Source organism: Streptomyces sp. 17_S59, assembly GCF_056930295.1.
In genome coordinates this window covers 3,948,273-3,972,930 of the sequence record NZ_JBXOWD010000001.1, presented here as the reverse complement: position 1 = coordinate 3,972,930, position 24,658 = coordinate 3,948,273, and the positions used below count along the sequence as shown (strand labels likewise).

Genomic DNA, 24,658 nt, shown 5'->3' with positions numbered 1-24,658 from the left:
CCAGGGGGGTTGGGTGGCCAGGAAGCTGCTGATCGGCACGGGAGCGGGGCTGGCCGCGCTCTTCGTCCTCATTGCGGGGGTGGCCATCCAGACCACCACGTCCGACGTCGCGAACGCGAATCCGAACACGGGGGCGATCGGTGGCGGGCTGAAGGCCGGGTCCGTGCCGCCTCAGTACGCGCCGTGGATCGAGAAGGCGGCCGGCGCCTGCCCCGGACTGCCCGCACCCGTCCTCGCGGCCCAGCTCGAGGCCGAGAGCAACTTCAACCCCAACGCCCGCTCCGGCGCCGACGCACACGGCATCGCCCAGTTCATCCCCAGCACCTGGCAGGCCTACGCGGTGGACGCCAACGGCAACGGCACCGCCTCCCCCTACGACCCGCCGGACGCGATCATGGCGCAGGGCAAGTACATGTGCGATCTACTCGGTGACGCGAAGAAGTCCGGCTTCCCGGGCGACCCCATCGAGCTGGCCCTGGCCGGCTACAACGCCGGCTGGGGCGCCGTGCAACGCTTCCACGGCGTGCCACCGCCCTCCTTCGCGGGCGGCCAGACCTACGACTACGTGCGGTCCATCATGGCCGGCGCCAAAAAGTACACCGCGCCCGCGGGACCCACCGGTCCCGTGGACCTCCCGCCCGGCTTCTCCATCCCTCGCAACGCACCATCCCAGGTACGCGCTGCCGTCGCCTGGGCCCTCTACCAGAAGGGCGGCTGGTACCACCTGGGCGGCGACTGCACCAACGCGCTCGGCTCGGACCCCGCCCACTGGTGCGACTGCTCCTCCCTCACCCAGCAGGCCTACCAGGCCGCCGGAGTCACGATCAGCCGCACCACGTACGAGCAGGTGAAAGAGGGCCAAGCCGTGAGCGTGGACGCACCGATGGCCGGTGATCTCGTGTTCACCCCCGGCTCGGACGGCTCCGCCTCCTCCCCCGGACACGTGGGGATGTACATCGGCGACGGACTCGTCATCGAGGCCCCCCGCACCGGCGTGCAGACGCGGATCATCACCTACAGCAGCTGGCGCAACAGCAGCAGCCCCATCACCCGCGTCGTCGCCGTCCGCCGCATCATCCCCCAGTAAGCCCGCATGCCCCCTTGGGAGCACCATGAGCACCGAGCACACCCTCTACGCCCCCTGGGGCACCGTCTCGCCCGCCTTCTGGCAGTACACCGACACACCCCCGGCCCAGCAGGAAACACCGGCCGCGCCCGAGCCCGACCCGGCGGCGGGAGCACAGGCGCAGATGCCGCCGCCACCGGCCGAATACCGGGAGCGGATCACGACGGTGACCGCCGCGTTCGCCGCACCGGCCGACCCGCAGCGCCTGGCCGCGGCCGCCCTCGAGGCGGAGAAGATCGACGAGGAACTCACCGCCGCCTACGGCGAAGCCCACTCGCACACGATCAACGTCCGGGAACTGCGCGGCTGGATCGCTCACCTGACGGGACAGCCGGCCCTGGCCTCCCGCTGGTACTTGCACACCACCGGCCTCCAGACCCGTGTGTGGGGCGCCAGTCACGCCTTCACCTGTGCCTCGGCGCAGCGGGCCGTGCAGCACTGGAGGGCGGTCACCGATCCGGCCGAGCAGCGTGCGCTCGCCGCCGAACTGCTGCCCATGCTCACCACCGTCACCGGCGAAGGCAGCGATGCCTGCCGAGCCGTGCGCACAGTCCTCAACGCGGCCCCCAGAGGCTAGGGCCATCCATCGGCGGCGACCGTTGTCAGCTCACTCGCGGTTGCATACCGCAGTCGCGCAAGCCTTTGGCGCTACGGTCGTGCCACGCCTGAACCCGAGCTTTGGAGCGTGGCCAGTGATCCCCCTGTCTCTCGAGCAAGTTGCCTCCATCGTGGACGGACGCCTGGACGAGGTCAGTGACCCCCAGGCAGTGACCTCCGCAGCTCCCTCGTTCGACTCCCGTGCAGTGGAGGCAGGCAGTCTCTTTGCCGCGATCAAGGGCCACCATGTAGACGGTCACGACTTCGCCCCGGACGCCATCGAGCAGGGTGCCGTCGCGGCTTTGGTGACACGCCCCATCGGAGCACCTGCGATCATCGTGGATGACGTTCTCGAAGCGCTCGCGAAGCTTGCCCGGCATGTCCTTGCCCGGTTTGGTGATCCGACCGTGATTGGTCTCACCGGCTCAGCTGGCAAGACGAGTACGAAGGATCTGCTCGCCCAGGTCCTGCCCGCGCTCGGTCCGACGACTGCCACACAGCGGTCGTTCAACAGCGAGATCGGGCTGCCCATCACTGTCCTGCGTGCTGAGCCCGGCGTGCGCTATCTCGTCCTCGAGATGGGCTCTCGCGGCATCGGTCATATCAGCTACCTGACGCAGATCACCCCGCCCCAGGTCGGGCTCGTTATCAACGTCGGTACTGCCCATGTCGGCGAGTTCGGCAGCCGGGAGGCGATCGCTCAGGCCAAGGGCGAACTCGTCGAATCGCTGCCGGCGACAGGTCTCGCGGTCCTCAACGCCGACGACCCCCTTGTGGCCGCCATGGCCTCCCGGACCAAGGCCCCTATCGTCACCTTCGGGCTTAGCGAAAAAGCTGACGTCCGCGCGCAGGACGTGACCTTGGACCGGTCCGGCCGGCCCGCCTTCACCCTCACCACCGACGACGCCGCCGCCCCGGTGGCCATGGCCCTCCATGGGGAGCACCACGTTGCGAACGCCCTCGCAGCCGCGGCCGTCGCGATCGGCCTGGGCGCCGACGTCGCGACGGTCGCTGACGCGCTCAGCCGGGCCCGGCGCATCACTACCGGCCGCATGGAGGTCACCGATCGGGCGGACGGCATGACCGTCATCAACGACGCCTTCAACGCCAACCCCGACTCCATGCGCGTCGCGCTGAAGGCCTTGGCCGCCATGGCGGACGGTCGCCGCAGCGTCGCGGTGCTGGCCGAGATGAAAGAACTCGGCGACCAGTCGCACGACGGGCACACCCAGGTGGGGCACATGGTCGCGGATAACAACGTTGCCGTCCTCGTCGCGGTGGGCGGGGCGGCCGCCGAAGTCATGGCCGAGGCCGCGAAGTGCCGCAACCCCGGTCTCAAGGTCCTGCGGGCATCTGACAGGGACGCCGTCTTGGACCTGCTGCGCGCTGAACTGACACCGGACGACATCGTGCTCGTCAAGGGAGCGAACAGCGCCGGGCTGGAGAAGACAGCAGCTGCCCTGCTCCAGCCCGGCGCCGTCGGCTAAGCCGCGGGCTACGCGGTGACGGATGCCATGCCGGCGTGCGCGAGGATCGGCGCGCCGAGCGTGGTCACCTCACCGGTGCCCATCGTCACGATCAGGTCCCCGGGGGCGACGAGAGAGCCGACGATCTGTGGCACCTCGTCGTAGGAGCCGGCCATGTGGACGCGGGCACCAGCGGCGATGGCCGCGTCCGCGATGTTCTGCGTCGTCACGTCAGCGGGCGGCGACGCAACCAGCGAATGCACCGGCAGCACAACCACCTCGTCGGCCAGAGCCAGAGCCGAGCCCATCGCGCGGCCGTGGACGAGAGTGCGGCGCCAGCCGCACGGCTCGAACACCACGACCACGCGGCCCCGGCCCCTGCTCAGGTCCCGGGCCGTGGCCAGGTCAGCGGCGATGGCCCGGGGGTGGTGAGCGAACGAGTCCCGGACACACACCCTGTCGTGCTGACCGACCACCGTCAGGCGACGGTCGACGCCCGGGAACCGGCCCAGCCGTTGCGCCAGCTCGTCCGTGCTCGCGCCCAGGGTCCGACCGGCGGTGAACGCGGCCACGGCGTTGAGGGCGTTGTGACGGCCCGGCACCGGGAGAGAGAACATCGCCTTCTCTCCCCCGAGGTCCCGGAGGGCAACGACGCTGCCCGTCCCGTCCCGGGTGATCGACCTGACGCTCACGTCCGCGTCCTCGGCCTCGCCGAACGTCACCACACGCAGGCCCGCGCGGTCGCGCACCCGGGCCGTCAGCTCCCGGGCGCCCTCGTCATCCGCCGACACCACCAGGATCCGGCTGTTGCCTGCCAGCTCCTCGAAGACACCCACGATCTCGGTGCGGCCCGTGAACGATTCGGGGTGGTCGTCGTCCACGTTCAGCACGACGGCGACCTCCGGCCGGTACCGCGTGATGCTCCGGTCGCTCTCGTCGCCCTCGGCGATGAACACGCCGCCCTGGCCGTCGTGCGCGTTCGTGCCGCCAACCAGTGCCCCGCCGCCGGTCCAGGAGGCGCCGAGGTGCCCGAGTGCGGAGCCGAGCATGGCGGTGGTGGTGGACTTTCCGTGCGTACCGGTCACGACCACCGAGCGGCGCGCGTCGTGCAGGAGCTGGGCGACGACGTCACTGCGGTGAGCGAGAGGAATGCCGCCCTCGTTCGCCTTGACGACCTCCGGGTTGCCTTCCGCCAGAGCGCTGGACCAGATGACCACACTGGGCTCCTGGACGTGCGCGGCGTCGTGCCCGATGTGGACGCGGCAGCCCGCGGCTTCCAGGCGGGCGGTGACGGGGGTGGTGCGCAGATCGGAGCCGGTGACACGGGCTCCGCGATGGGTCAGCAGGTGAGCGAGCGCCGACATGCCCGCACCGCCGATGGCGACGAAGTGCGGGCGGCTCAGGTCCAGCGGCCCGCGCACGGGCGGGATGTGAACGGCTTTGGTTTCGGTCACGACTACTCCTTCAGTTGAGGGTGGTGTGACGATCTCGGCGGCGGGCATCTGCGTTCCGCCGTCGTTGAGGGGGACTGCCGGTCATGTCCTGACCGGCAGGGATCCAGGGGCAGCCACGTCGGGGGCGCTTGCCACCGCAGGCTGCGGTTTATGGACGTTGCCGGGACTGCCGCTGAGGAGATTGCTGATCGGTTGGTGGAGCACGGCGACCGGGGCGGCAGCGGCCAGGGCAAGCAGCGTCAGCACGGCCCGGGCAGGGTGCGCTAAGTCGATCTCGTCGCTGCGGGCATGGCGGCCGCTCACGGCTCGCCCGGGTCGAGCTGACCCCGCAGGGGCGTCAGGGAGTCCAGTTCGAGGACCAGGACGCTGCCTGTATGGGTGCCGTCGCGGAACTGCACCATCACCGGTACGGCGACCTGCCGGGCCCGGAGATCAAACGTCACGTCAGCTCCGCGGAGCACGACCTGCGAGACGAACACCGGGACCCGGGTCGGGCTCGGGGCGGGCTGCGTCGTCACTGGACCTCCCCGGGGCCGGCGTCGGGCAGCGGCAGCGCTCGGGAGATCTCGGCGTAGTCCGGGGCCTCGGCAGGGGCCTCGGCAGGAGGCTCAGCAGAGGAGCTGTCCGGCTCGGCGGTCTGCTTCCGGTGCTCCCCGATGGGGGGAAGCGGTCCGGGCATGGCGGTATAGGGGAAATGAGGCATGACGAAGAGTCCTGATCAAGGAGAGAGGGATTGCCCTGCGAGGCCGCCGCGGTGCGGTTGGACGCAACCGGGCAGGGCAGACCACCTACGGGTGAACGAGGGAGAGCAGACCGGGCCACGCCGATTCGGCGCCGCCAGGGGCTTGTACGGCCCGGCCAGGCACACCACCGTAGGGCCTCTGTGCTCCAGATCACTAGCCATGCGGTATTCAGGTCCTCGGCCCCGTTATTCGCGGCCCAACGAATACGGAGAGGAGACCCAAGTGTGAGCGCTCACAACGGACTTGAAGGGCCGGTGTCGCCTCAGCAACTCTTCGCGCGCCGCCTGCGCAGGCTGAGGGAGCGGCGCGGTCTCACCCAGGCGGCGCTCGGCCAGCTGGTGCCGATCTCGCAAGGGCGGATCGCGCAGTTCGAAAACGGCAAGGAACTGCCGTGTGAGGACATCGTCAGACGCCTGGACGAGGTCTTGGACGCCGATGGAGAGCTGACGGACATCTGGCCACTTGCCGCCCGCCGCCCCTACACGGCCGTGGTCCGCACCTACCGTGAGGCGGAGGGCAAAGCAGAACGGATCTACCACTTCGCCAACATGGTGCCCGGCATCGCCCAGACCGAGGACTACGCCCGGGCCATCATCATGGAGTGGGACGGGCTCGTCGGCGGCACCAATGTGGACGAGAGCGTAAAGCACAGGATCGAGCGGCAGTCCATCCTCGACAGCGTGAATGCGCCATGGCTGTGGTCTGTCCTGGACGAAGCCGCGCTACGCCGCATGGTAGGCAGCCCCGCCATCATGCGGGAGCAGCTGAATCACGTGCTTGAACTGGGCAAGCGCCCCCGCGTCACCTTCCAAGTGCTGCCGTTCGGCCAGCCGATCCCAGGCGGCTTCACCTCCACGGTCTTATCGCTCCTAACCCTCCCAGAAGGACACCAGGTTGCCTACCAGGAAAGTGGCCTGAACTCCAGCTTCGCCACCTCGCTCGAAGAAGTCTCGGTATACCGATCCTTCTACGATCACGTGCAATCCCGCGCGCTACCCCCCGACGAATCCACAGCCTTCATCAGTTCTGTCCTTGAGGAGCAATACCCGTGACCACACACCAGCTTGACTTGTCCGCCGTGACCTGGCGGAAGTCCTCCCGCAGCCAGGGCGCCGTCGAGTGCGTCGAGGTCTCCGACGACCTGCCCGGCACCATCCCCGTACGCGACAGCAAGAACCCCACCGGCCCCGCGCTCATCTTCCCGGTCGGCGCCTGGTCCACGTTCGTGGACGCTGTGAAGTCTGAGCTGTGACCCAGCTGCCTCGCATACGTTTTTCAAGCCCACCGCTGAGGAGGCCCATCTGATGGCCGGGACCGCGCCGGTCTGGAGCGCGTGTCCGACGGATCGGTGCCGACCCTTCGAATATGTCTTCGAGCCCCATCCGGTCCTCTGCCGGCCGCGGCTCCCGGTTGGAGGAGCTGCCCGGGGGCCTGCTGGCCCTGTTGGGCGGTGACCTGGCGGCCTGTCGGCGCAGCTGCCCGCCGCGCGTCGCGTTCGGCCTGGTGCTGGTCCTAGGCCTGCGCGGCGATCCGCTGGCGCAGCTCCCGCTCCGCCCGCAGCGCACCCGCCAGCGCGCGGAGGCCTTCGGCGCGGGTGCGCAGTTCGGTGACGCGCTCGCGGGCGTGTGCGAGGTCCTCGGCGTGGTGGGTGTTGACCTGCTCGGCGAGTGCGGGCAGGTGTTCACGCATCGCGATGAGCCGCTGCTGCAGCTGCGTCAGGTCCCGCGGCGGGGCACCGGCCGCGCCCTGCGTCTGAAAGACGGCGGCATACGGTGACTGGGCAATCGTCTGCCATGCCTCGCGCTGCGCGGTCTGAGCTGCCCGGCGCGCGCGTTGCTGTTCCTCCTTCGCCTTCGCTGTCTGCTCCGTGTGCTGGGCGTGCAGCCGCTGCTGCTCGCGGGTGATGCCGGGGTAGAGGCTGTAGGCGTTCGCGCCGAGCCCGTACATCAGGGCCGTCACTTACGAGTCTCCTACGCTTCCGCATACAAGCAAATCGGCTGCCTCGGGCAGAGGGCAAGACCGACAGGCAGGGCTTGCCGATGTGGCATCCGTCGTGCGAGCCTCGTCCGTGATCAACCCCGAAAGGGCGGCTGCGTGACACTCGGCATGGTTCTCGGCGACTCCTCCTCTCGCGCTTCGACGCGGGAGCGATAGCCGCACCTCCACCGACGGCCGGCCCGTCCTCCCACTCCTCGTCGAAGTGCTCTTCGTGCCCATCGCACGTCCGATCACGAGGAGTACGTGGTGTCTTCCACGATCCGCTGGACCGAAGACCGCACCGAACTGTCCGCCCTGTGGCGTTCCGAGAACGGGGCACCGCCGCCCCGGAGAGTCGTCGTCGCAGACGACCGCATGAACGCCGCCACCGCCTACCGGTTGGCCTGCGAAGGCACCGGGCTGCTGTGGCGGGGCGACTTCCACAACGCCCGTCAGCTGCTGCAGGCGATGGGCCGCCGCATCGACCGCAAGCCCCTTCGACCGGGGGCTGTACCGGCCGAGTCCACCGACCCCGCCGACGCCTTCCACCTGCACCGTCGCGCCCGCGCCCACCGCGTCCGGGTGCTGGGCAAGTTGCTCGTACGGCTGGAGGGCGACCACTCCCTGGCCCTGCGCAGGGCCCCCGATGTCCACCGGGCGTGCACGGAGGCATACGGCCCGCCCCGCGAGCCCTCGGTCGTGTCCCTCCGAGAACTGCTCGGCGTGCTCGGCGCCCATCAGTGGCGCACCAAAGGCGTCGACGTACCGGCGCTCGGTGCCCGGATCCACCCGCACTACGGGGTGTTCTCCCCGGTCAGAGGGGAGTACGTGGATCTGGTGGCCATGGCCCCGCTGCCCGGACCGACGGCCGCCCGCCGCACGGCGTTCGACCTCGGTACGGGGACAGGTCTACTGGCCGCGCTGCTGGCACGGCGGGGGTACGAGCGGGTCGTGGCGACCGACATCAGCCCGCGGGCCCTCGAGTGCGCCTGCGAAAACGTCCGTCGGCTGGGCCTCGCCGCAAAGGTCGAGGTGACGGGACCCGCCCTGTTCCCCGCAGGCCGCGCCGGGCTCGTCGTCTGCAACCCGCCCTGGCTGCCCGCCCGCCCCACCTCCACGGTCGAGCAGGGCGTGTACGACCCTGGCGGTCGCATGCTCCACGGCTTCCTGAACGGACTCCCCAACCACCTTGCGCCGGGTGGGGAAGGCTGGCTCGTCCTCTCGGATCTGGCGGAACACCTGGGGCTCAGGACACGCGGCGAACTCCGGTCCGCTATCGAGGCGGCGGGCCTGCGGGTGCTGGACAGACTCGACGCCCGCCCGCGGCACGGCCGGGCAAGGGACACCGCCGATCCCCTGCATGCCGCCCGCGCCGCGGAGGTGACATCGCTGTGGCGGCTGGCAACGGCGGACTGACGCCGGCTTCGCCGGATGCCCGGCAGCAGTAGCCGGAGCTCGGGCGCGGGACGGCGCCCCACGCCCCCATGACAGCTAGCGCCGGTCCGGCCGTCAGGGCCCGGCCGCGATGCCCGTCAGGAGCACGTCGAGGCCCGCGTCGAAGGTCTCGGCGTGGCCCCGGTCCGTGGCGCTCGCGACGACGTGCGCGAGCGTCGGGTAGTGGCCGGCCTCGAACATGCGGGTGAGGTAAGGGCCCGCTGCCGCCTGCCACTGGTGTTCCGTGAGGCCGCTCGCGCGTTCCGTGCGCAGTTCCACGATCTCGTGGCGAATGGCGCCGAGCACGTAGCCGTTCACCGCCTGCAAGGCTCGCATGAGGGCGTTCGGGTCGTCGCCGATTCCGGGGGCGGAGCGCAGTGCGGCCAGCGTGGCCTCCAGGTGGCCGAGCGCCGCGGGCCCCAGTTGGGGCCGCCCGCCGAGGAGATCGGCGAACCACTCGTGGCGGAGGGCGGCGTTCCTGATGCCCTGGGCGAGGGACCGTACTCCGGCACGCCAGTCGTCTCCTTCCGGCGGGGGAATGGGGATCTCCCCGTACACCGCGTCGACCATCAGGTCGAGAAGTTCCTCCTTGGTGTCCACATAGCGGTAGAGCCGCATCGGTCCGGCGTCCAGGGCGGCCGCGACCTTGCGCAGCGAGACCGCCTGCAGCCCGTCGGCATCGGCCAGCTTGATCGCGGCCCGCACGATCCGGTCCCGGCTCAGCGGACTCGGCGCCGATCGCGTGGTGGACGGCTCGGGCCGTCCCCAGATGAGCATCGTCGATCCGCCCTCCTCCCTTTAATCAGTTCGCAGTTCGTTCGATACAGCGTATCGTCGCGATACAGCGTATTGATTCGATTGGGGAGCAGAGTCATGCCTCGTATCGCCATCGTCGGAGCCGGCCCCGCCGGCCTGGTCCTCGCCCGCGTCCTGCATCTGCACGGCATCGAAGCCGTCGTGTACGAGCGCGACGCATCCCGCGCCGCCCGCACCCAGGGCGGCATGCTCGACCTCCGCCCGGACACCGGCCAGCGCGCCCTGCGCGAGGCCGGGCTGGAGGCGGAGTTCCTCCGCATAGCCCGGCGCGAAGGCCAGGACCTCCGCCTGCTCGACCACACCGGGACGATCCTGCTGCAGCAGGACACCCCCGACGACGCGCCCCTCGAGGACCCCGAGGTCGACCGCGCGGATCTGCGCGCGATCCTCCTCGACTCCCTGCCGCCGCACACCGTCGCCTGGGGCCGTGGCCTCGTACGCGCCGAGGCGCTGCCCGAGGGGCGCCACCGGCTGCACCTCACCGACGGCAGCAGCGACACATGCGACCTGCTCATCGGCGCGGACGGCGCGAACTCGCGGGTACGCCCGCTCGTCACCGACGCCCGGCCGACACACCTGGGCACCAACATGATCGAGCTGGGCATCCCCGACCTCGCGCGCACGCGGCCCGACCTGGCCGCCATGGTCGGACGCGGCAACTACTGGGCCTACGGCCCGGACCGCTCACTGTCCGCACAGCTCAACGGCGACGGACGTCTGCGCGTCTACCTCACCTTCCAGAGCCCCGAGGACTGGCTCACCACCTGCGGCATCGACTTCGGCGACCCGGCCGGCGTCCGGGCCCGGCTGAGGAAGGAATTCGCCGACTGGGCCCCGCAGTTCACCGAACTGATCGACGCGTGCGACGACACCGTCGCGCCCCGCACCCTCACCACCCTGCCGGTCGGCCTCACCTGGCCCCATGTACGCGGCGTCACCCTTCTCGGAGACGCCGCCCACCTGATGCCGCCCGCCGGCCTCGGCGCCAACCTGGCCCTGCTCGACGGAGCCGAACTCGGCCTCGCGATCGCCGACGCCCCCGACGACCTCGACGCCGCCGCGCACCGCTACGAGACGGCCATGTTCCCGCGCGCCGAGGAGGCGGCCCGGCTCTGCGCCCGGATCCACGAGATGCTCATGCAGCCCGACGCCGCCCAGCGGCTGGCGGCATTCTTTCAGGGCCACTAGCTGCCGTCAGGCGCCCGGGCCCGGCACCGCGTGGTGCCGGGCCCGCGTCCGAGGCCGAAAATAGCTGGTTTATACAACGTGTTGATCAGACGTCAATCAAACCTTGATCACCGACCGCTTCGCTGACGGTCCGCGCGGCAAACGCCTGCCGCGCCGCCCTTGACCGCTCAAGCGAAAGCAGAGAAACCCCATGCGCAAGTTACCCATAGCCCTCGCCGGCCTGGCCGCCCTCGCACCGCTCGTGCTCTCCGGGCAGGCACCTGCCTACGCAGACGGCAACCGGGACGGCATCGACGCCTGCGCCCAGGAGGCCAAGCTCGCCGGGTTCGCCAAGGACAGATCGGCCGAGGGCCGCAACGACGACGCGATCCACGCCGTGGCCATCGCCATGGCCGAGTCCGGATGCCAGCACCTGGCCAGGCACCAGAACCGGCCCAACGACCCCGACCCCGGTTCGTGGGACCTGGGCGCCTGGCAGATCAACGAGCGCTGGCATCCGGACGTGCACGGTCACGACGCGGGCGTCGTGACCGACGAGAACTGGAAGGACATGGGCTGGTCCGCGCGCAAGGCGTACCAGATCGACAACGACGGCTCGGGCCGCGGCTGGGCCGCGTGGGCGGCGTGGAACCTCGGCACGTACAAGCAGTACCTGCCTGCGGCGCGGGAGGCGGTCTACCGCAACTGGTAGCGGTGCCGGGCCTTGCCTGCCCCGCGGTGCGAGTGCGGGCCGGCAGGGCCCTTCCTACTTTCCGGCGGCCGCGAGCCCGGCTTTGAGGGTGCGTATCAGGGTGTGCAGGGGGGCTCTGGATACGGTCAGGACGGTGTCCGGGGTCTCGCTCTCGCGGAGGCGAAGGGTTCCGTCCGATGCGGCGCCTATGGCGAGGCAGGCATTGCCTTCACTGCAGTGGCTCGACCTTTGCCAGATGCACACAGCGCTTGCGCCTTCACTGCCGCCGATCAACTGACATTGCTTTATCGTCCGCAGTAACGAACGCAGGCTTCCGCAGCCAACCGTCAGTACCACGCCGGGCGCATCTCTCTCGCGAAGGCGCAGACCTTCGCCGACGGCGGGTGCAACATTCACGCAATTCGAGGCGTCGCCGCTGTAGGAAGACTTCTGCCAAGGACACGCCGGCCCCATCACTCCTCCCCCTCAACTGCCAACCGCCCTTGCTTCACCGCACTCAGCAAGGCACGCACCCCCCGGAAACCCGACGACAGAACCACACCAGGGTCATCACTCTCGCGTAAGCACACGACCCCGTCTGCCATCTTGCTGACATTGATGCAGTTGCCCCCGTCCCCACTGTAGGAGGACTTCCACCACTGGTCCGTGGGCATCATTCACACCCTTCACATGCTGCACACAAGCTTGTGGATGAAGTTGCGCGACTCCGCCGGATCCAGGGAAGTCGCCTCCATGTGATCCACAACAGCGCGGTACTTGTTCAGCTCGGCCTCGGCGTCCGCGAACTGGCTGCCAGGCGCGACATCACGTTGGACCGTATCGAGCTGCGGAACCGGCCCGAGTACATAGTCGAACGACTGCCCCGTTCCGGGGAACGTCCCGCCGCCTGCAAATGGAATCACCCGGACAGTCACGTTGCCCTTCTCGCCGATCTCGATGAGCTGCTGAAGCTGAGCGCGGACCGTGGCAGCGCCACCGAACTCCATGCGCAGAGCTGCCTCATGGATGATCGCTGTGTACGGAATGGGGTCCTCTGCGTAGAGGATCGCCTGCCGCTTCATCCGGTGCGACAAGCGCTGCTCCACCTCAAAGGCGCGCAATGGAGGCACCGCGGCCTGGATGACCGCACGAGCGTAATCGAGCGTCTGGAGCAGGCCCGGAATGTGGAGCACCAGCGCGACGCGCAGACCACAGGCATGGTGCTCCAGCTCGGCGAGGTCGGCAAAGCTTGCCGGAAGGTGCTCGCGGTACTCGTCCCACCAGCCGCGCGTACGCCCTCCGGTCATGCCCGCCAGCGCGTCGACCAGATCGAGATCCGGGCAGCCGTAGTTCCTCGCCATGACGCGCACGCGATCCGAACTCACCGCGTAACGCCCGGCCTCGATGTTGCTGATCCTCGACTGGTTGACGCCCAGGAGCGCCGCCGCAGCCGATGTGGACTGGCCTGCCTTCTCGCGGAGTTTACGCAGCTCTGCGCCCAGGCGTTGCTGACGCAGGGTCGGGTTGACTGTGGAAGCCACCGGCACCCTCCTGATCCCAACTATCACCCACACGGGGAGGGTTGGCCCTTATTTCGACGAACGAGTGGAATATAGGCCATCGACAGCCCTACGGTGTGAGCCAAGCCACTCCGCATGCACCGCCCCGCCGCCACCGCGGAAGCGCACCGCCCCGCCCGGGCGGCATTGACACCGCCGCGCGGCAACGCGATGACACCTCCCCGCAAGGAGCCACACATGGCCAACGTATCGCCAGAAAGCTCGTGGTCCTACTCGCTCACCCTCGCGCGTGACCCGCGCTCCGCGCGCGTCGCCCGGCTCACGCTGCGCGGCGTGCTGGAGAGCCATGACATGGCGGAGTTGTCCGACGTCGTCGAGCTGCTGGCCAGCGAGCTGGTGACCAACGCCTACCTGCACTCCGACGGGCCCGCCGAAATCGGCATGCGGCGCATCGACGACGACAAGGTCCGCATCAGCATCTGGGACACCAACCCCGGGGTCCCAGCCCCGTTCGACAAGCCCGTCTGGCGCGGCAAGCTCGGGTCCCTCCGGTGCGACCCCGAGGCGACCTGCGGCCGTGGGCTACTGATCGTCCGGCTCTGCGCATGCAGCTGGGGCAGTTGGTCGCTCGGACCGTCGTTTCCCGGCGCCACCGGCAAGCTGCTCTGGTGCGAAGTCAGCCGGAATCCGGTGCCCTTCGGCATCGCGGCCTGAGCCCCCGCCCCCCGATTTTCGGTCAAGGCCCTACGGCCTCGCCCCGCTCCACACATGTCGCGTGATCATCGCGACTCCCCCGAGTGTGCGTCATGAGGTCAAGGTAAGGCTCCGGTCGGACGGTTGAGAGAATCTCCGGCACAACGGCCGAAAAGCTACCGTTCGTTGCCCGTTTCACTGTCAAGACGTACGTTCGAGCCATCGCCAAGGATGCGTCGCGAACCGCCGGTAGCCCTTGCGGAACCCGGCCTTACGCATGGTGGGATGTGGTGATGCGAACCCCCACACGCATACCCTCCATACCGCCTATATCCCATCATCCCTCCAGCCCCGCCGTCGTCCCGGCCCAGATCGTCGACGCCCCCCGGCCGGCCGCGCCGTCCGCGCCGCCCGACCACCGCCGTCCCCGCCCACGACGCAAGCCCCGGCAGCAGCACCGCCGCCGACGGCGCCGTCGCCTCCGGCTCGTCCCCCGGCTCCTCCTCACCGCCCTCGCCTGCACCGCCCTCCTCGTCCTGGCCGACCGCTGCGCCGCGATGTACGCCGAGAAGAAGGCCCAGCAGAAGCTCCAGCAACAACTGCAACTCGCCGCCGAGCCCCAAGTCGACATCCACGGCTTTCCGTTCCTGACCCAGGTGCTCTCCAAGCGCCTCCAGCACGTCGACGTCACCGTCCCCCACGTCGACGCCGACCGGGTCTCGCTCGCGAAGGTACGGGCCAGTGCCCGCGACATCCGGCTCACCGGCAGCCTGCCGTCCGGCATCCGCAGTGCGACCATCGGGCACCTGGACGGGCAGGTCCTGCTCGCCTTCAGCGACATGAACCGCGAACTGGGCGCCTCCCACGTCAAGTTCAGCCATATAGACGGCAGCTCCGTCGCCGCCAGCGGCAGGCTGGACGTCGCTGGGCAGCAGTTGCTCCTGCGTGGCCGCGCCCACCTCCGCCGCGACGGCGAGCACGGCGTGTCCACGGCCGTCGACGGTCTCAGCCTCGACGTGCCCCGCATCGCCACCTACCGCCCGTGCTGCAGCACGGAGAAGACCCTGGTCCTGCACCACGAAGCCGCCGAGCGGATCAGCCGGGACGCGGCCCGCGCCAAGGCGCTCCTCTCGGTTCCGTCGATTGCCGCGCGGCTCGGCATCTCCGAGGACGACGTGGCCGCCGCGCTGCGCAGCGAGCAGCGGCTGGACCGGCTCACCGGAGCCCCGGGCTTCGTCGACAGACTGGCCCGCGTCAATCTCGTCGACGTCGTCGCCGAGCGTCCCTGGCTGCTGGACCGGATCGGCATCGACCCGGCCGTCGTGACGGGCCTGACCCGCCTGCGGCCGCCCGACCTGACCGACCGCCTCTCCTTCTCCTTCCGTCTCCCCGAGCAGGCCCGTGACCTGCGGCTGCGCGGGGTGAGGGTGGAGCCGGACGGTATCCGGGCGGATCTGTCGGCGGTCGGTCTCTCGGTGGGCGGCGACCGCTAGACCTTCTGGGCGGTGGCCCGCGCCAGGTGATCCGTGAAGCCGCGCGTCAGCTGCGAGTCGTACGCCCGCGCCACCTCCACCAGGAACTCCGTCTCCTCCGCAAGGCCGTCGCCGCCGATCCCCGCGAGGTCCACCGGCCGGTCCTCGGGCGGCTGCCCGGCCAGCCTGGTCCGGCGGGCCTCCTTCAGCAGGCAGGCGACGACCGCCGCGTCGGCCCGGTACGGGGTGAGGGACTCCCCTGCCGTGCCGACGTAGGCGCGGGCGAGTTCCGCCTTCGTCGGGGCGATGTAGTCGCGCAGGACGAGCACCGCGTCCCGGATCTCGATGACCTTGCGGTACTCCGTGAGCCTCCAGGATCCGCGCGGCCACAGCAGCTCGACCAGGCGGGGGCGGGGCTCGGCCAGGGCAATGTGCGGGACGGCGTCCACCAGTTCGCGCCACAGCGGCCACAGGCACCAGAACCTCCTGGCCTTGCCCGCCGCCCGGAACGTCGGGATGCCCAGGGCGGCCGCCCTGAACAGGCCGTGCAGGCCCATGCAGTACGGCAACAGGCCCGGGATCCAGGGAGCGCGGGTGATCAGGTACAGCAGGTAGCCGAACCAGAAGGCGCCGGAGAAGGCCGTGCCCAGGCCGAAGAGGCCGAGCATCGCCCTGAGGGAGCGGCTCTCGTCGTGCCGGCCGTAGCGCCAGCAGAGCCAGGCGCACCCGGCGTCCGCCGTGAGGTGCGTGACGATGGTGATCGCCCAGAAGGCGGTGGTGGGCGTGGGGCCATCGGGGCCGAAGACGACGTGCCGGCCGTGCGGCGGGGCGCAGGCCAGGTCGATGAAGGCGAGCGCCGCCATGACGCCCGTCACCGCCGTGTACAGCAGGCGCCGGATCCGCCGCCCTCCGGTGACGACGAGGACGAAGTCCAGCACGGCGGCCGCGGAGAGCACTCCGCAGAGGTTCATCGCCAGGGAGACGAGGTGCGTCCGCCCGACGATGGCGCAGACCGCTCTCGTGACGCTCTCGAAGTTGAGCGTCATGGCCAGCACGGCCGTGGTGACGGCCAGCCACAGGCTGCGCTGTTCCTGCGAGCGGACGGCGGCCGGGGCGCGCAGCACGGCGGCGAGCCACATCGCGACGGCGCCGGAGCACTCCAGGAGGCCGCCCAGCCCCGCCGGTCCGGTGGGGAGCGTCAAGCGTGCACCCCTAACGCCGCCGAGAGGTTGCGCGGCACGCCCGTCCGCTCGTTGTCCTCTGTCTGGAGGACGAGGGTCTGGATGAGGCTGGCCAGCATCTCGGCCTCCTGTTCCTGGCGGGTGGTGTAGTTGGCGCGCGCCAGCAGCCGCCGGACCGCCGCGGGGCTCAGGTCGGGGAGCATGCGGCCCAGCGGGTCGGGGGTGCCGCCGCCGACGGGGCTCGCGCCGTCCGCGCCGATGCCGTGGTGGTCGAGCAACATGTGCGCGATCTCGTGCAGGACGATGTGCTCGCGGTGCGGCCGGGTCGTCCGCGTCTCCGAGAAGATGTGGTCGTCCGTGTCGGTCGCCAGCCAGACGCCGCAGGCCCCGTCGGAGGCGGCCTGGGGCGGCAGGGGGTGCAGGTGCAGGGGGCGCCCGCGCTGCCGGGCCAGGTGCTCGCACAGCTCCTCGACGGAGAGCTGGTAGGGCAGGCAGAGCCGGTCCATCGCCGCCTGGCAGCGGCGGCGCAGCTTGCGGTAGGTGAGTGGCACGTGGCTCCCCCGTGTGACGGTTCATCGGACGTGGGCCGCGGGCGCGTTCGCGACGGAGCGGCCGCAGCGCCGTTCCCTGGCGTGTCCGGGAAGGGACCGGATACCTCCTACACCTCGGGAGTCACCCCGGAAGTCACCTCGGGCGTCCCGGTGCGTTCGTCCCAGTCCTCGACGGGTGACAGGTTCTGGAGTTTGCGCGCTTCGGCGACCATGGTGAGCAGTGCGTCCAGGCTCTCGACGGAGAGCCCGTCCGCACGCAGGGCGAGGTTGCGGACGCGGGTGTCGCGGAGGGCGGCTGCCAGCTTGAGCTGGGAGCCGACGCGCTCCGCCACCTCGTCGTTGAAGAAGTATTCGGGCGGCACCCCGAAGTACTCGGCGAGGACGTCCAATTGCTCCAGGGTCACGTTGCGCTTCTTGCCCGTGGCCAGTTCCCACAGGTAGGTGCCGGAGATCGTGCCGCCCGTCGTCTCGCGGATCTCCTTCGCGAGCCGGGAGTAGCCGGGGCGCCTGCTCTCGTCGGGGTGGAGGGCGGCGATGAGTTCGTTCAGTCGAACATCGATCTTGCCCAGCAGCGGCCGGGCGCCCGGGGCGCGGTTCGAGTCGTCGCTACTGGTCATCTGCCGTCCTCGCCGGGCGATGTCGGTGCGGCGGCCCGTCCGCCGACGTGAACACAGCGTACCCGTGCGGCGGTTGAACATCCGCCCTTGTTGACAGATGCGCATGAAGTCAGCTTACGATCGCATCACAAGTCATCCGCTATAGCGGACAGCACCAGCGGACAACAGATCGCAGACGGCCGGGAGCGGCCGCCGCCGAACGCTTCACGGCAGGCGCCTCCCGGCTCCCCTTCCTCCGGCCGGTCCGGCACGGCTCAGGCGCGGCACCGGCACGGCTCCACCACGCCCAATTCCAGCTCCGCGGGCCGCCCTTGTGCGGCTCCGGGGAACGTCACCGACCTTGGGGGGAACTTGCCCAGCCAAGCGATGCAGACGGACACCGCCCAGGACGTGGGCGACAGCCTCACGAGCCTGTCCTTCGGGCCCTACTTCGCCACGCCGTGCGGCATTCTCGCGCCGCTCCTGTCCCGGCTCGAAGGCCGCGGCGACTACGAGGTCGTCGCCCGCGAGGACAACGCCGTGGGCGAGGCCGCGGGCGCCGCCCTCGGCGGCCGCAAACCCGTGGTCCTCATGCAGAACTCCGGCTTCGGGAACTCGGTCAACGCCCTCGCGTCCCTCGTCGTCCCGTACCGGATCCCCATGCTGCTGATCGTCAGCATGCGCGGCATCCACCCGGACCCCACCCCGGAGAACGAGGGCATGGGAAGGCTCACCGAGCCCATCCTCCAGGGCCTCGGCATCGGCTACGAGACGCTGGCGGCCGGCCGCGCCGCCGCGCAGGTCGCCGACGCGCTGCGCGTCCTGGAGGAGAAGCGCGAGCCCTACGCCCTGCTCGTCCGGCCCGACCTCTTCGGGTGGTCCGCATGAGCACCCACGGGGACACCCACATGAACACGCACCCGGACGGGCACACCCACGCCTTCACCGACACCTTCACCAAGACCGCGGCCGTCACCGCCGTCCTCGACCGCACCCAGGGCCTGCCCGTCGTCTTCACCACCGGCTACGCCTCACGGATCGGCGCGGGCATCGCCGACCGTCCCGAGCACTTCTACATGACCGGGTCCATGGGCCTGGCGCTGTCCCTGGGGACCGGCGTCGCGGCCGCCGTCCGCCGCACCACCGTGGTCGTCGACGGCGACGGCAGCGTCCTGATGAACCCGGTCGGGCTCGTCTCGGCGGGCGCCCGCCACGACCTGCCCCTGGTGCATCTCGTCCTGGACGACGGCCAGTACGCCTCCACGGGCGGACAGGCCACCCCGCGGTCGGTCTTCGACTTCACCGAGCTGGCCCGCAGCACCGGGTTCCGGTACGTCTACACCGTCACGAGCACCGCCGAACTCGGCCACGTCCTGGACACGTGCCTGACCCGGCCGGACGGCCCCCGCTTCGTCCACTGCCTGCTGAGCGGGCCCGACAGCCCGCCCCCGCCCCGGATCTCCCAGCCCCTGCCCGAGCACGCCCGCAGGTTCTCCGACGCCGTGACCGCCGGGTGCACGGCATGAGGCTGGCCATCGTGGGCGGCGGCGGCGCGGCCACGGCACTCCTCGCCGCGCTCACCCGCGACCGGTTACCGGACATCGGCATCACGGTCTTCGAGCCCGCCAAGGACATCGGCCCCGGCCGGGCCTACGACCCCGACTCCGACACCGCGCTCCTCAACGTCCCGGCCGGACGCATGTCCGCGGTGCCCGACGCCCCCGGCGACTTCCTCGGCTGGGTCGCCGCGCACACCGGCCCGTACGGCCCCGCGCGGCCCGCACCGGGGCCGACCGACTTCGTACCCCGCCGCCTGTTCGGCGACTACCTGGCCGCGCGCGCGGCGGACGCCGCCGAGCGGATGGCCGGGCGCGGCAGGCCCGTCCGCACCGTCGGCGCCACGGTGACCCGCGCCGCCCTCGGCCCCGGCGGCATCACCCTGCACACGGACGACGGGCAGCGGCACGACGGCCTCGACCGCCTCGTGCTGTGCGTCGGCACCGGCGGCCCCGTCGACGTCTACGGACTGACCGGCCACGCCGGATACGTCAACGACCCGTACCCGCTGCGGGACCGCCTGGCCGCGGTGCCGAAGGGCGCCCATGTGCTCGTCCTCGGCACCGGTCTCACGGCCGTCGACACCGTGCTCTTCCTGCTGGAGAACGACCACCGCGGCCGGATCACCATGGCCTCGCGCAGCGGGCTGCTGCCCGCCGTGCGCACCAGCGCCCCGGCGCCGGAGCTGCGGTTCCTGTCCCGCGCGGCAGTGGGCGACGCCCTGGCCGCCGACCCCGTCATGACGTCCGCGCGCCTGATCGGGCTGCTGGGCCGCGAGATCCGCGCGGCCGGGGCGGACCCGGAGCGGGCCGCGGCCGACACCGATCCGGCCGAGCCGTTCGCCCGCAGGCTGGACCGCCAGGTGCGGCAGGCCCGGGACGGGACCGGGGTGTGGCAGAGCATCGTCATCAAGGCGACGCTCGACTCCATCGAGCCGGTCTGGCACGCCATGCCGGCCGAGGAGCGCCAGCGCTTCGTCTCCCGCCGGCACCAGCGCTTCCACAGCCTGCTGAGCCCCATGCCGCCCCGGACGGCCGCGCGGCTGCTGGCCGCCGCCGAGGAGGGGCAGCTGGACGTGCGGCGCGGCGTGCGGGGCGTGCAGGCCCGGCCCGGCCCGCCGCCGGGCTTCCGGGCCGCGACCGCCGACGGCGACCTGGCACCGGCCGTCGTGGTGAACACGGTCCGGCCGCACGCGGCGGCCGTGCCGGAGGCGGCGGTGCCGCTCGTGGACGGCCTGGTCCGGTCCGGGCATGCGCGCCTGCACCGTTTCGGGGGTCTCGACGTCGCCCTCGCCTCCAACCGGCTCCTCACCGCCTCCGGCCTCGAGGAGCACCGGGTCTTCGCCCTCGGCCACCTGACTGCCGGTGCGCACTACTACACCAGCTCGATGCTCATGATCGGCCGCCGCGCCCGCCTCGTCGCGGACCGCCTCCTGGCCGAACCCGCCTCCTCGTACCTCTCCTGACGTGCCTCCTGAAGAGAAAGGTCCCTTCGCATGAGCCACCCGGACAAGACCTTCGCCGAGAAGATCAGGACCGCGGACTCCGAGAGCCTGATCGTCCGGTACTACGCGGGCGTGCGGGAGGCGTCCCTGCGGCTGTCCCGGCGGCAGCCCGCGGCGAGCGGCTTCGCCCCCGCCTTCGACTACCCGGCGCTGACGCCCGCCTGGGAGGAGTTCTTCGACGTCGCACGCGCGAGCTGGAACCCGCTGGGCAGCCACGCCGGGCGGCAACTCACCCTGCTGGACCTGATGAAGAACCCGGGCACGCGCACCACCAAGACCACCGCCTCGCTCCTGATGGTGGCCCGCGCCGCGCACCACATCGACCGCACCGGCGACGCCGTGATGATCTTCACCCCGTCCTCCGGCAACAAGGCCAACGCGCTGCGCGACGCCGTCGCCCGCGCCCTGGAGCTGAAGCTGGCCTCCCCCGACAAGCTGCGCATCGTCACCCTGACCCCGGCGGCCACGCTGTACAAGTTCCGCCGCAGCATCCTCACCGAGGACCCGGACCTGCGTGCCCGCAACCCGATCCTGGTCTTCGACGGCCCGGAGGCGGGCCATGTCAAGCAGATCGGCACGGAGTTCGCCCGCGCGTCCGCGGGCGGCGCCGAGCGCGTCTGGTACTCGCTGGACATCGGCAACTACAAGGTCGCCGACGCCTGCCGGGCCTTCTACGAGAAGGAGTTCGCCGACCCGGGCACGGGCCGCGGCCGCCTGCACGCGCACGCCGTCTCCAGCGCGTACGGCCTCCTGGGCTACCAGCACGGCCTGGACACCATGGCCGAGCTGGGCATCGAGGCCGCCCGCCCCGGCTTCCTCCTCGTACAGCACCTCGCCACCAGCGACATGGTCCGCCACCACCTGAGCGAGGGCACCGGCGGCCTGCCCGCGGTCGAGTGGAAGGCGAACGACACCGAGGGCACCTTCGAGCAGTACGACTCCGCACACTTCCCGCAGGCCACCTGGGACACCGAGGAGAACCTGGAGCCCACCTTCTACACCCACAACCCGCCCACGGCCCCCGAGATGACCTCCCTCATCTCCCGGAACGGCGGCTCGGGCGTCGTGGTCTCGCTGCTGGAGTGCGTCCGGCGCTACGGCGAGGTCCGGCGGCTGGTGAACGCGGGCGAGCAGCAACTCCCCGCCGACCCGCGCCGACTGGCCGAGTGGTCGCTGGTGATGGGGATGACGGGCGTGCTGAACGGCATCGAGCGCGGCCTGGTCGACGGCTTCGAGGAGATCGTCCTGCACGGCTCCGGCATGTACCTGGCCGACCCCGCCGCGGCTCCCGACCGCAGCCAGGTCCGGACGGTGCGCACGGCCGGGGACGTGGCCGAGGCGGTCCGCTGAAGCCCTCGGACCCCCGCCGTCAAAATCGAAATCGACATCGAAATCGCCCGTCACACCGGACAATTGAGCCCGTCACACCCAACGATCGAGGAGGTGCGGCACCATGCGCCTCGGGGTGATCATCCTTCCCGAGCATCCGTGGCCCGAAGCCCGGCGCCTGTGGCAGCGGGCCGAGGACCTCGGCTTCGACCACGCCTGGACCTACGACCACCTGTCCTGGCGCACCCTGCGCGACGCCCCCTGGTACGACTCCATGACCACCCTCACCGCGGCGGCCTGCGTCACCGAGCGGATCCGCCTGGGCACCCTCGTGGTCTCGCCGGACTTCCGGCACCCGGTCACCACCGCCAAGCAGCTCATGAGCATCGACCAGGTCAGCAACGGCCGCCTGATCGTGGGCATGGGCGCGGGCGCGGGCGGGCCGGACGGCACCGTCCTGGGCCGACCGGAGCCCGAACGGGCCGAGCGGACCGCCCGGTTCGAGGAGTTCGTCGAGCTGACCGACACCCTGCTCAGACAGCACGGCACGACCTGGCGCGGGCGGTACTACGAAGCCCACGACGCCCGCAACGTCCCCGGCTGTGTACAGCGGCCGCGCGTGCCCTTCGCCATCGCGGCCGCTGGCGCCCGGGGCATGCGGCTGGCCGTCCGGCATGCCGCGGCCTGGGTGACCATGGGCCTGGCCACCCCGGGGCAGCATCCCGAGGACGTGCAGTTCAAGGCCCTCGCGGACCAGGTGACGGCACTGGAGGAGAGCTGCCGCGCAGCCGGCCGCGACCCGGCGGGGCTGCGCCGGATCGTGCACTTGAGCCGCATCGCGCCCGACGCCTACGCCTCGGCCGAGCGCTTCGCCGACCTCCTCGGCCGGTGCGCCGGGCTCGGCTTCACCGACGCCGTCCTGGGCTGGCCCCGGCCCTCGGGCGTCTTCGCCGGCGACCCCGACCGCTTCGAGCGCGTCGTGGGCGGCCGGACCCACCACCACGACGCAGAGCAGGAGAGCAGCGGGACATGACCGGAACCTCCTTGTCGCCCACCGGGCGCAGCACCGTGCGGCGCCACAGCGAGCGGGCGCTCACCGACCGGCAGGCGCTGTACGACGTGCTCGACGCGGGCCTCTTCTGCCACCTGGGCTTCATCGCGGACGGGTGCCCGGTGGTGCTGCCCACGCTCTACGGACGGGAGGGCGACACGCTCTACATGCACGCGTCGGGCGGGGCGCGCAGCTCCCTCCTGTTCGCCGGGGGAGCCGACGTGTGCGTCACGGTGACGCACGTCGACGGCATCGTCTACGGGCGCTCGGTGTTCCACCACTCCGTCAACTACCGTTCGGCCGTCGTGCACGGCAGGGTCCGGACGGTCGAGGGCGAGGACGCCAAGCGGCACGGGATGCGCGTGCTCGCCGAGCATGCGGCGCCCGGCGCCTGGGGCTACGCGCGCCACCCCGACGGGAAGGAGCTGGCCGCCGTCGCCGTCACGGCGCTCGACCTGGCCGAGGCGTCCGTGAAGGTCCGCACCGGCCCGCCGCGCGACCGGGACGACGAGGTCACCCCGGACATGTGGGCCGGAGTGCTCCCCGTGGCCCTGGGCACCGGCACGCCGCTGCCCGACCCGCGGGTGCCGGAGGGCGTGCCCGTGCCGGAGCACGTACGCACCAGGCGGCTCTGAGCCCCCCCGGCACTCCCTCAGCCCCCGGCCTCGCTCCACCGCTTCGCGGCCGCCACGAAGGGCGCCGCGTGCGGATGGGCGTCCAGGCTGCGCCAGGCGATGACGACGCCGACCGGCTCCGTGCCCTCCAGGGGCAGGTAGACCACCCCGGGGTGGGGATGGAGCCGGGCCGTGGAGGAGGTGGAGGCGCCGATCCCGCGGCCGGCCGCGATGGCCTCCAGCCATTCGTCGATGTTCCGCACCTCCACCACCGGGCGCTCCTCGCCCGCCGCCTCCCACAGCCCGGGCGTGCCGCTGCCCGAGATCACGTTGACGACGAGCGGATCGCCCCCGGTCTGGGCGAGCGTCGCCGTCCCGTTCCCCGCCAGGGGATGGGTGCGCGGCAGGGCCACCACGCGCTGCTCCGTGCGGAAGCGGAACCACTCGGCCTCCCCTTCGGGCTCGGACCGCAGGATGGCGACGTGGGAGCGGCCGTCCGCCAGGCCCGCCAGCGCGTCGTCGTCGCAGCGCTGGAGCCGCACGGTCGCGCCGGGGTGGTCGGCCTCGAAGCGGTTGATCAGCGGGCCGGTGTCCTCGCCGAGGGCGTTCCAGGTGAACCCGACACGCAGCGGGAACCGGGCGTTGCGCATCTCGGTGAACGCCTCCGCCGCGGCGGTCACGGTGCGCTGCGCGTAGGGCAGGAAATGCTCTCCCGCATCGGAGAGGCGAATGACGTGACGGTTTCTCTCGACGAGCCTTTGCCCCACGCAGCGTTCGAGCGCCGCGATGGTCCGGCTCAGCGACGACTGGGATATCCGCAAGGCGCTCGCCGCCCGGGTGAAGTGCTTGTGCTCGGCGACCGCCAGAAAGGCCCGCAAGTGCCGCAGCTCCATGTCGGAAAAGAAAGTTTCCACAGCCATTTACTCCTCCTCCACCCCTCCTGCCTGCCGTCATGCTGCTGACGCAACACCCCATCCGCTCCTGGCATTTCCCTCCCCGAAACGCCCGGCCTAGCGTATCCACCGCCGTCAATTCCGCGGATCTGCCGATCCGTTCGATCGGTTCGGCCCGTTCGATCGGTTCGATCGGTTCGATCCGTTCCCCGACTTCCGGAGGGCG

At 71.0% G+C, this 24,658-nt stretch carries 28 protein-coding genes; 16 read left to right on the top strand and 12 right to left on the bottom strand.

What is annotated here, in order from left to right; genetic code table 11:
• Positions 1-13 precede the first annotated feature (13 nt).
• The 3 genes from AC1Z4A_RS17830 to AC1Z4A_RS17820 all read left to right on the top strand — a co-directional run bounded on the left by AC1Z4A_RS17830 (position 14) and on the right by AC1Z4A_RS17820 (position 3,210).
• The gene (locus tag AC1Z4A_RS17830; protein WP_483680019.1) at positions 14-1,087 is read left to right on the top strand and encodes a C40 family peptidase; all 1,074 of its coding nucleotides are present in this window, start codon (positions 14-16) and stop codon (positions 1,085-1,087) included.
• A 25-nt stretch (positions 1,088-1,112) separates the two neighbouring features.
• A complete protein-coding gene (locus AC1Z4A_RS17825) occupies positions 1,113-1,703 on the top strand; it encodes a hypothetical protein (protein WP_483680018.1) in 591 nt (196 codons plus the stop codon).
• A 115-nt stretch (positions 1,704-1,818) separates the two neighbouring features.
• Positions 1,819-3,210: a UDP-N-acetylmuramoyl-tripeptide--D-alanyl-D-alanine ligase gene (locus tag AC1Z4A_RS17820; protein WP_483680016.1), complete on the top strand. Its 1,392-nt coding sequence runs from the start codon at positions 1,819-1,821 to the stop codon at positions 3,208-3,210.
• Between the two features lie 8 nt (positions 3,211-3,218).
• Here the strand turns inward: AC1Z4A_RS17820 and murC are convergent, their stop codons facing one another.
• The 3 genes from murC to AC1Z4A_RS17805 form a co-directional block, all read right to left on the bottom strand.
• Positions 3,219-4,643 carry a UDP-N-acetylmuramate--L-alanine ligase gene (gene murC / locus AC1Z4A_RS17815; RefSeq protein WP_483680015.1) on the bottom strand — a complete coding sequence of 475 codons (1,425 nt, stop codon included), beginning with the start codon at positions 4,641-4,643 and terminating at the stop codon, positions 3,219-3,221.
• Positions 4,644-4,942: 299 nt separating this feature from the next.
• On the bottom strand, positions 4,943-5,086 hold the full coding sequence (locus tag AC1Z4A_RS17810) for a hypothetical protein (RefSeq protein ID WP_483680014.1): 144 nt from the start codon (positions 5,084-5,086) through the stop codon (positions 4,943-4,945).
• A gap of 71 nt (positions 5,087-5,157) precedes the next feature.
• Positions 5,158-5,322, bottom strand: a complete 165-nt coding sequence (locus AC1Z4A_RS17805) for a hypothetical protein (RefSeq protein ID WP_483680012.1) — start codon at positions 5,320-5,322, stop codon at positions 5,158-5,160.
• Positions 5,323-5,610: 288 nt separating this feature from the next.
• Here AC1Z4A_RS17805 and AC1Z4A_RS17800 point away from each other — a divergent pair, with 288 nt between their 5' ends.
• Both AC1Z4A_RS17800 and AC1Z4A_RS17795 read left to right on the top strand, forming a co-directional pair.
• Positions 5,611-6,438, top strand: coding sequence for a helix-turn-helix domain-containing protein (locus tag AC1Z4A_RS17800; protein ID WP_483680010.1), 828 nt, complete (start codon positions 5,611-5,613; stop codon positions 6,436-6,438).
• On the top strand, positions 6,429-6,638 hold the full coding sequence (locus AC1Z4A_RS17795; protein WP_483683631.1) for a DUF397 domain-containing protein: 210 nt from the start codon (positions 6,429-6,431) through the stop codon (positions 6,636-6,638). The genes AC1Z4A_RS17800 and AC1Z4A_RS17795 overlap by 10 nt, the downstream gene beginning before the upstream one ends.
• A gap of 260 nt (positions 6,639-6,898) precedes the next feature.
• Here AC1Z4A_RS17795 and AC1Z4A_RS17790 read toward each other — a convergent pair whose 3' ends face one another.
• Positions 6,899-7,345, bottom strand: coding sequence for a hypothetical protein (locus tag AC1Z4A_RS17790; RefSeq protein WP_483680008.1), 447 nt, complete (start codon positions 7,343-7,345; stop codon positions 6,899-6,901).
• Positions 7,346-7,630: 285 nt separating this feature from the next.
• On the opposite strand from AC1Z4A_RS17790, the gene AC1Z4A_RS17785 reads away from it, so the two are divergent.
• Entirely contained in the window at positions 7,631-8,779 is a 1,149-nt protein-coding gene (locus AC1Z4A_RS17785) for a methyltransferase (protein ID WP_483680006.1), read from the top strand.
• Between the two features lie 93 nt (positions 8,780-8,872).
• Here AC1Z4A_RS17785 and AC1Z4A_RS17780 read toward each other — a convergent pair whose 3' ends face one another.
• Positions 8,873-9,574 (bottom strand): TetR/AcrR family transcriptional regulator C-terminal domain-containing protein, encoded by a 702-nt coding sequence (locus tag AC1Z4A_RS17780; RefSeq protein ID WP_483680004.1) that lies wholly within the window; start codon positions 9,572-9,574, stop codon positions 8,873-8,875.
• A gap of 96 nt (positions 9,575-9,670) precedes the next feature.
• On the opposite strand from AC1Z4A_RS17780, the gene AC1Z4A_RS17775 reads away from it, so the two are divergent.
• Both AC1Z4A_RS17775 and AC1Z4A_RS17770 read left to right on the top strand, forming a co-directional pair.
• Positions 9,671-10,801: an FAD-dependent oxidoreductase gene (locus AC1Z4A_RS17775; protein ID WP_483680002.1), complete on the top strand. Its 1,131-nt coding sequence runs from the start codon at positions 9,671-9,673 to the stop codon at positions 10,799-10,801.
• A gap of 190 nt (positions 10,802-10,991) precedes the next feature.
• The gene (locus AC1Z4A_RS17770) at positions 10,992-11,492 is read left to right on the top strand and encodes a transglycosylase SLT domain-containing protein (protein WP_483680000.1); all 501 of its coding nucleotides are present in this window, start codon (positions 10,992-10,994) and stop codon (positions 11,490-11,492) included.
• Positions 11,493-11,546: 54 nt separating this feature from the next.
• On the opposite strand, the gene AC1Z4A_RS17765 is transcribed toward AC1Z4A_RS17770, so the two are convergent.
• Genes AC1Z4A_RS17765 through AC1Z4A_RS17755 form a run of 3 tightly spaced genes read right to left on the bottom strand, consistent with a single transcriptional unit; the run spans position 11,547 to position 13,012 of the window.
• A complete protein-coding gene (locus AC1Z4A_RS17765) occupies positions 11,547-11,945 on the bottom strand; it encodes a DUF397 domain-containing protein (protein ID WP_483683630.1) in 399 nt (132 codons plus the stop codon).
• Positions 11,945-12,145 carry a DUF397 domain-containing protein gene (locus tag AC1Z4A_RS17760; RefSeq protein ID WP_483679999.1) on the bottom strand — a complete coding sequence of 67 codons (201 nt, stop codon included), beginning with the start codon at positions 12,143-12,145 and terminating at the stop codon, positions 11,945-11,947. Before AC1Z4A_RS17760 ends, AC1Z4A_RS17765 begins: the two co-directional genes overlap by 1 nt.
• Positions 12,146-12,157: 12 nt before the next feature.
• Positions 12,158-13,012: a helix-turn-helix domain-containing protein gene (locus tag AC1Z4A_RS17755; protein WP_483679998.1), complete on the bottom strand. Its 855-nt coding sequence runs from the start codon at positions 13,010-13,012 to the stop codon at positions 12,158-12,160.
• 216 nt (positions 13,013-13,228) lie between these two features.
• Between AC1Z4A_RS17755 and AC1Z4A_RS17750 the strand changes: the two genes are divergently transcribed.
• Both AC1Z4A_RS17750 and AC1Z4A_RS17745 read left to right on the top strand, forming a co-directional pair.
• Positions 13,229-13,705 (top strand): ATP-binding protein, encoded by a 477-nt coding sequence (locus tag AC1Z4A_RS17750; RefSeq protein WP_483679997.1) that lies wholly within the window; start codon positions 13,229-13,231, stop codon positions 13,703-13,705.
• Positions 13,706-13,977: 272 nt separating this feature from the next.
• Positions 13,978-15,177, top strand: a complete 1,200-nt coding sequence (locus AC1Z4A_RS17745; RefSeq protein WP_483679996.1) for an LmeA family phospholipid-binding protein — start codon at positions 13,978-13,980, stop codon at positions 15,175-15,177.
• On the opposite strand, the gene AC1Z4A_RS17740 is transcribed toward AC1Z4A_RS17745, so the two are convergent.
• The 3 genes from AC1Z4A_RS17740 to AC1Z4A_RS17730 form a co-directional block, all read right to left on the bottom strand.
• Positions 15,174-16,358 carry an MAB_1171c family putative transporter gene (locus tag AC1Z4A_RS17740; RefSeq protein ID WP_483679995.1) on the bottom strand — a complete coding sequence of 395 codons (1,185 nt, stop codon included), beginning with the start codon at positions 16,356-16,358 and terminating at the stop codon, positions 15,174-15,176. The two genes, AC1Z4A_RS17745 and AC1Z4A_RS17740, sit on opposite strands and share 4 nt — an antisense overlap.
• The gene (locus tag AC1Z4A_RS17735; protein WP_483679994.1) at positions 16,355-16,888 is read right to left on the bottom strand and encodes a hypothetical protein; all 534 of its coding nucleotides are present in this window, start codon (positions 16,886-16,888) and stop codon (positions 16,355-16,357) included. Before AC1Z4A_RS17735 ends, AC1Z4A_RS17740 begins: the two co-directional genes overlap by 4 nt.
• Before the next feature lie 107 nt (positions 16,889-16,995).
• The gene (locus AC1Z4A_RS17730; protein ID WP_483679992.1) at positions 16,996-17,505 is read right to left on the bottom strand and encodes a hypothetical protein; all 510 of its coding nucleotides are present in this window, start codon (positions 17,503-17,505) and stop codon (positions 16,996-16,998) included.
• Between the two features lie 366 nt (positions 17,506-17,871).
• Here AC1Z4A_RS17730 and AC1Z4A_RS17725 point away from each other — a divergent pair, with 366 nt between their 5' ends.
• The 6 genes from AC1Z4A_RS17725 (at position 17,872) to AC1Z4A_RS17700 (ending at position 23,560) form a co-directional block, all read left to right on the top strand.
• Positions 17,872-18,372 (top strand): thiamine pyrophosphate-binding protein, encoded by a 501-nt coding sequence (locus tag AC1Z4A_RS17725; RefSeq protein ID WP_483679991.1) that lies wholly within the window; start codon positions 17,872-17,874, stop codon positions 18,370-18,372.
• On the top strand, positions 18,369-19,010 hold the full coding sequence (locus tag AC1Z4A_RS17720) for a thiamine pyrophosphate-dependent enzyme (RefSeq protein WP_483679990.1): 642 nt from the start codon (positions 18,369-18,371) through the stop codon (positions 19,008-19,010). Before AC1Z4A_RS17725 ends, AC1Z4A_RS17720 begins: the two co-directional genes overlap by 4 nt.
• Entirely contained in the window at positions 19,007-20,506 is a 1,500-nt protein-coding gene (locus AC1Z4A_RS17715) for an FAD/NAD(P)-binding protein (RefSeq protein ID WP_483679988.1), read from the top strand. Before AC1Z4A_RS17720 ends, AC1Z4A_RS17715 begins: the two co-directional genes overlap by 4 nt.
• A gap of 30 nt (positions 20,507-20,536) precedes the next feature.
• Positions 20,537-21,895: a DUF6002 family protein gene (locus AC1Z4A_RS17710; RefSeq protein ID WP_483679986.1), complete on the top strand. Its 1,359-nt coding sequence runs from the start codon at positions 20,537-20,539 to the stop codon at positions 21,893-21,895.
• 103 nt (positions 21,896-21,998) lie between these two features.
• Positions 21,999-22,907: an LLM class flavin-dependent oxidoreductase gene (locus AC1Z4A_RS17705; RefSeq protein ID WP_483679983.1), complete on the top strand. Its 909-nt coding sequence runs from the start codon at positions 21,999-22,001 to the stop codon at positions 22,905-22,907.
• Positions 22,904-23,560, top strand: coding sequence for a pyridoxamine 5'-phosphate oxidase family protein (locus tag AC1Z4A_RS17700; protein WP_483679980.1), 657 nt, complete (start codon positions 22,904-22,906; stop codon positions 23,558-23,560). The genes AC1Z4A_RS17705 and AC1Z4A_RS17700 overlap by 4 nt, the downstream gene beginning before the upstream one ends.
• Positions 23,561-23,577: 17 nt before the next feature.
• Here the strand turns inward: AC1Z4A_RS17700 and AC1Z4A_RS17695 are convergent, their stop codons facing one another.
• Positions 23,578-24,459 carry a LysR family transcriptional regulator gene (locus tag AC1Z4A_RS17695; protein ID WP_483679978.1) on the bottom strand — a complete coding sequence of 294 codons (882 nt, stop codon included), beginning with the start codon at positions 24,457-24,459 and terminating at the stop codon, positions 23,578-23,580.
• Positions 24,460-24,658: the final 199 nt, after the last annotated feature.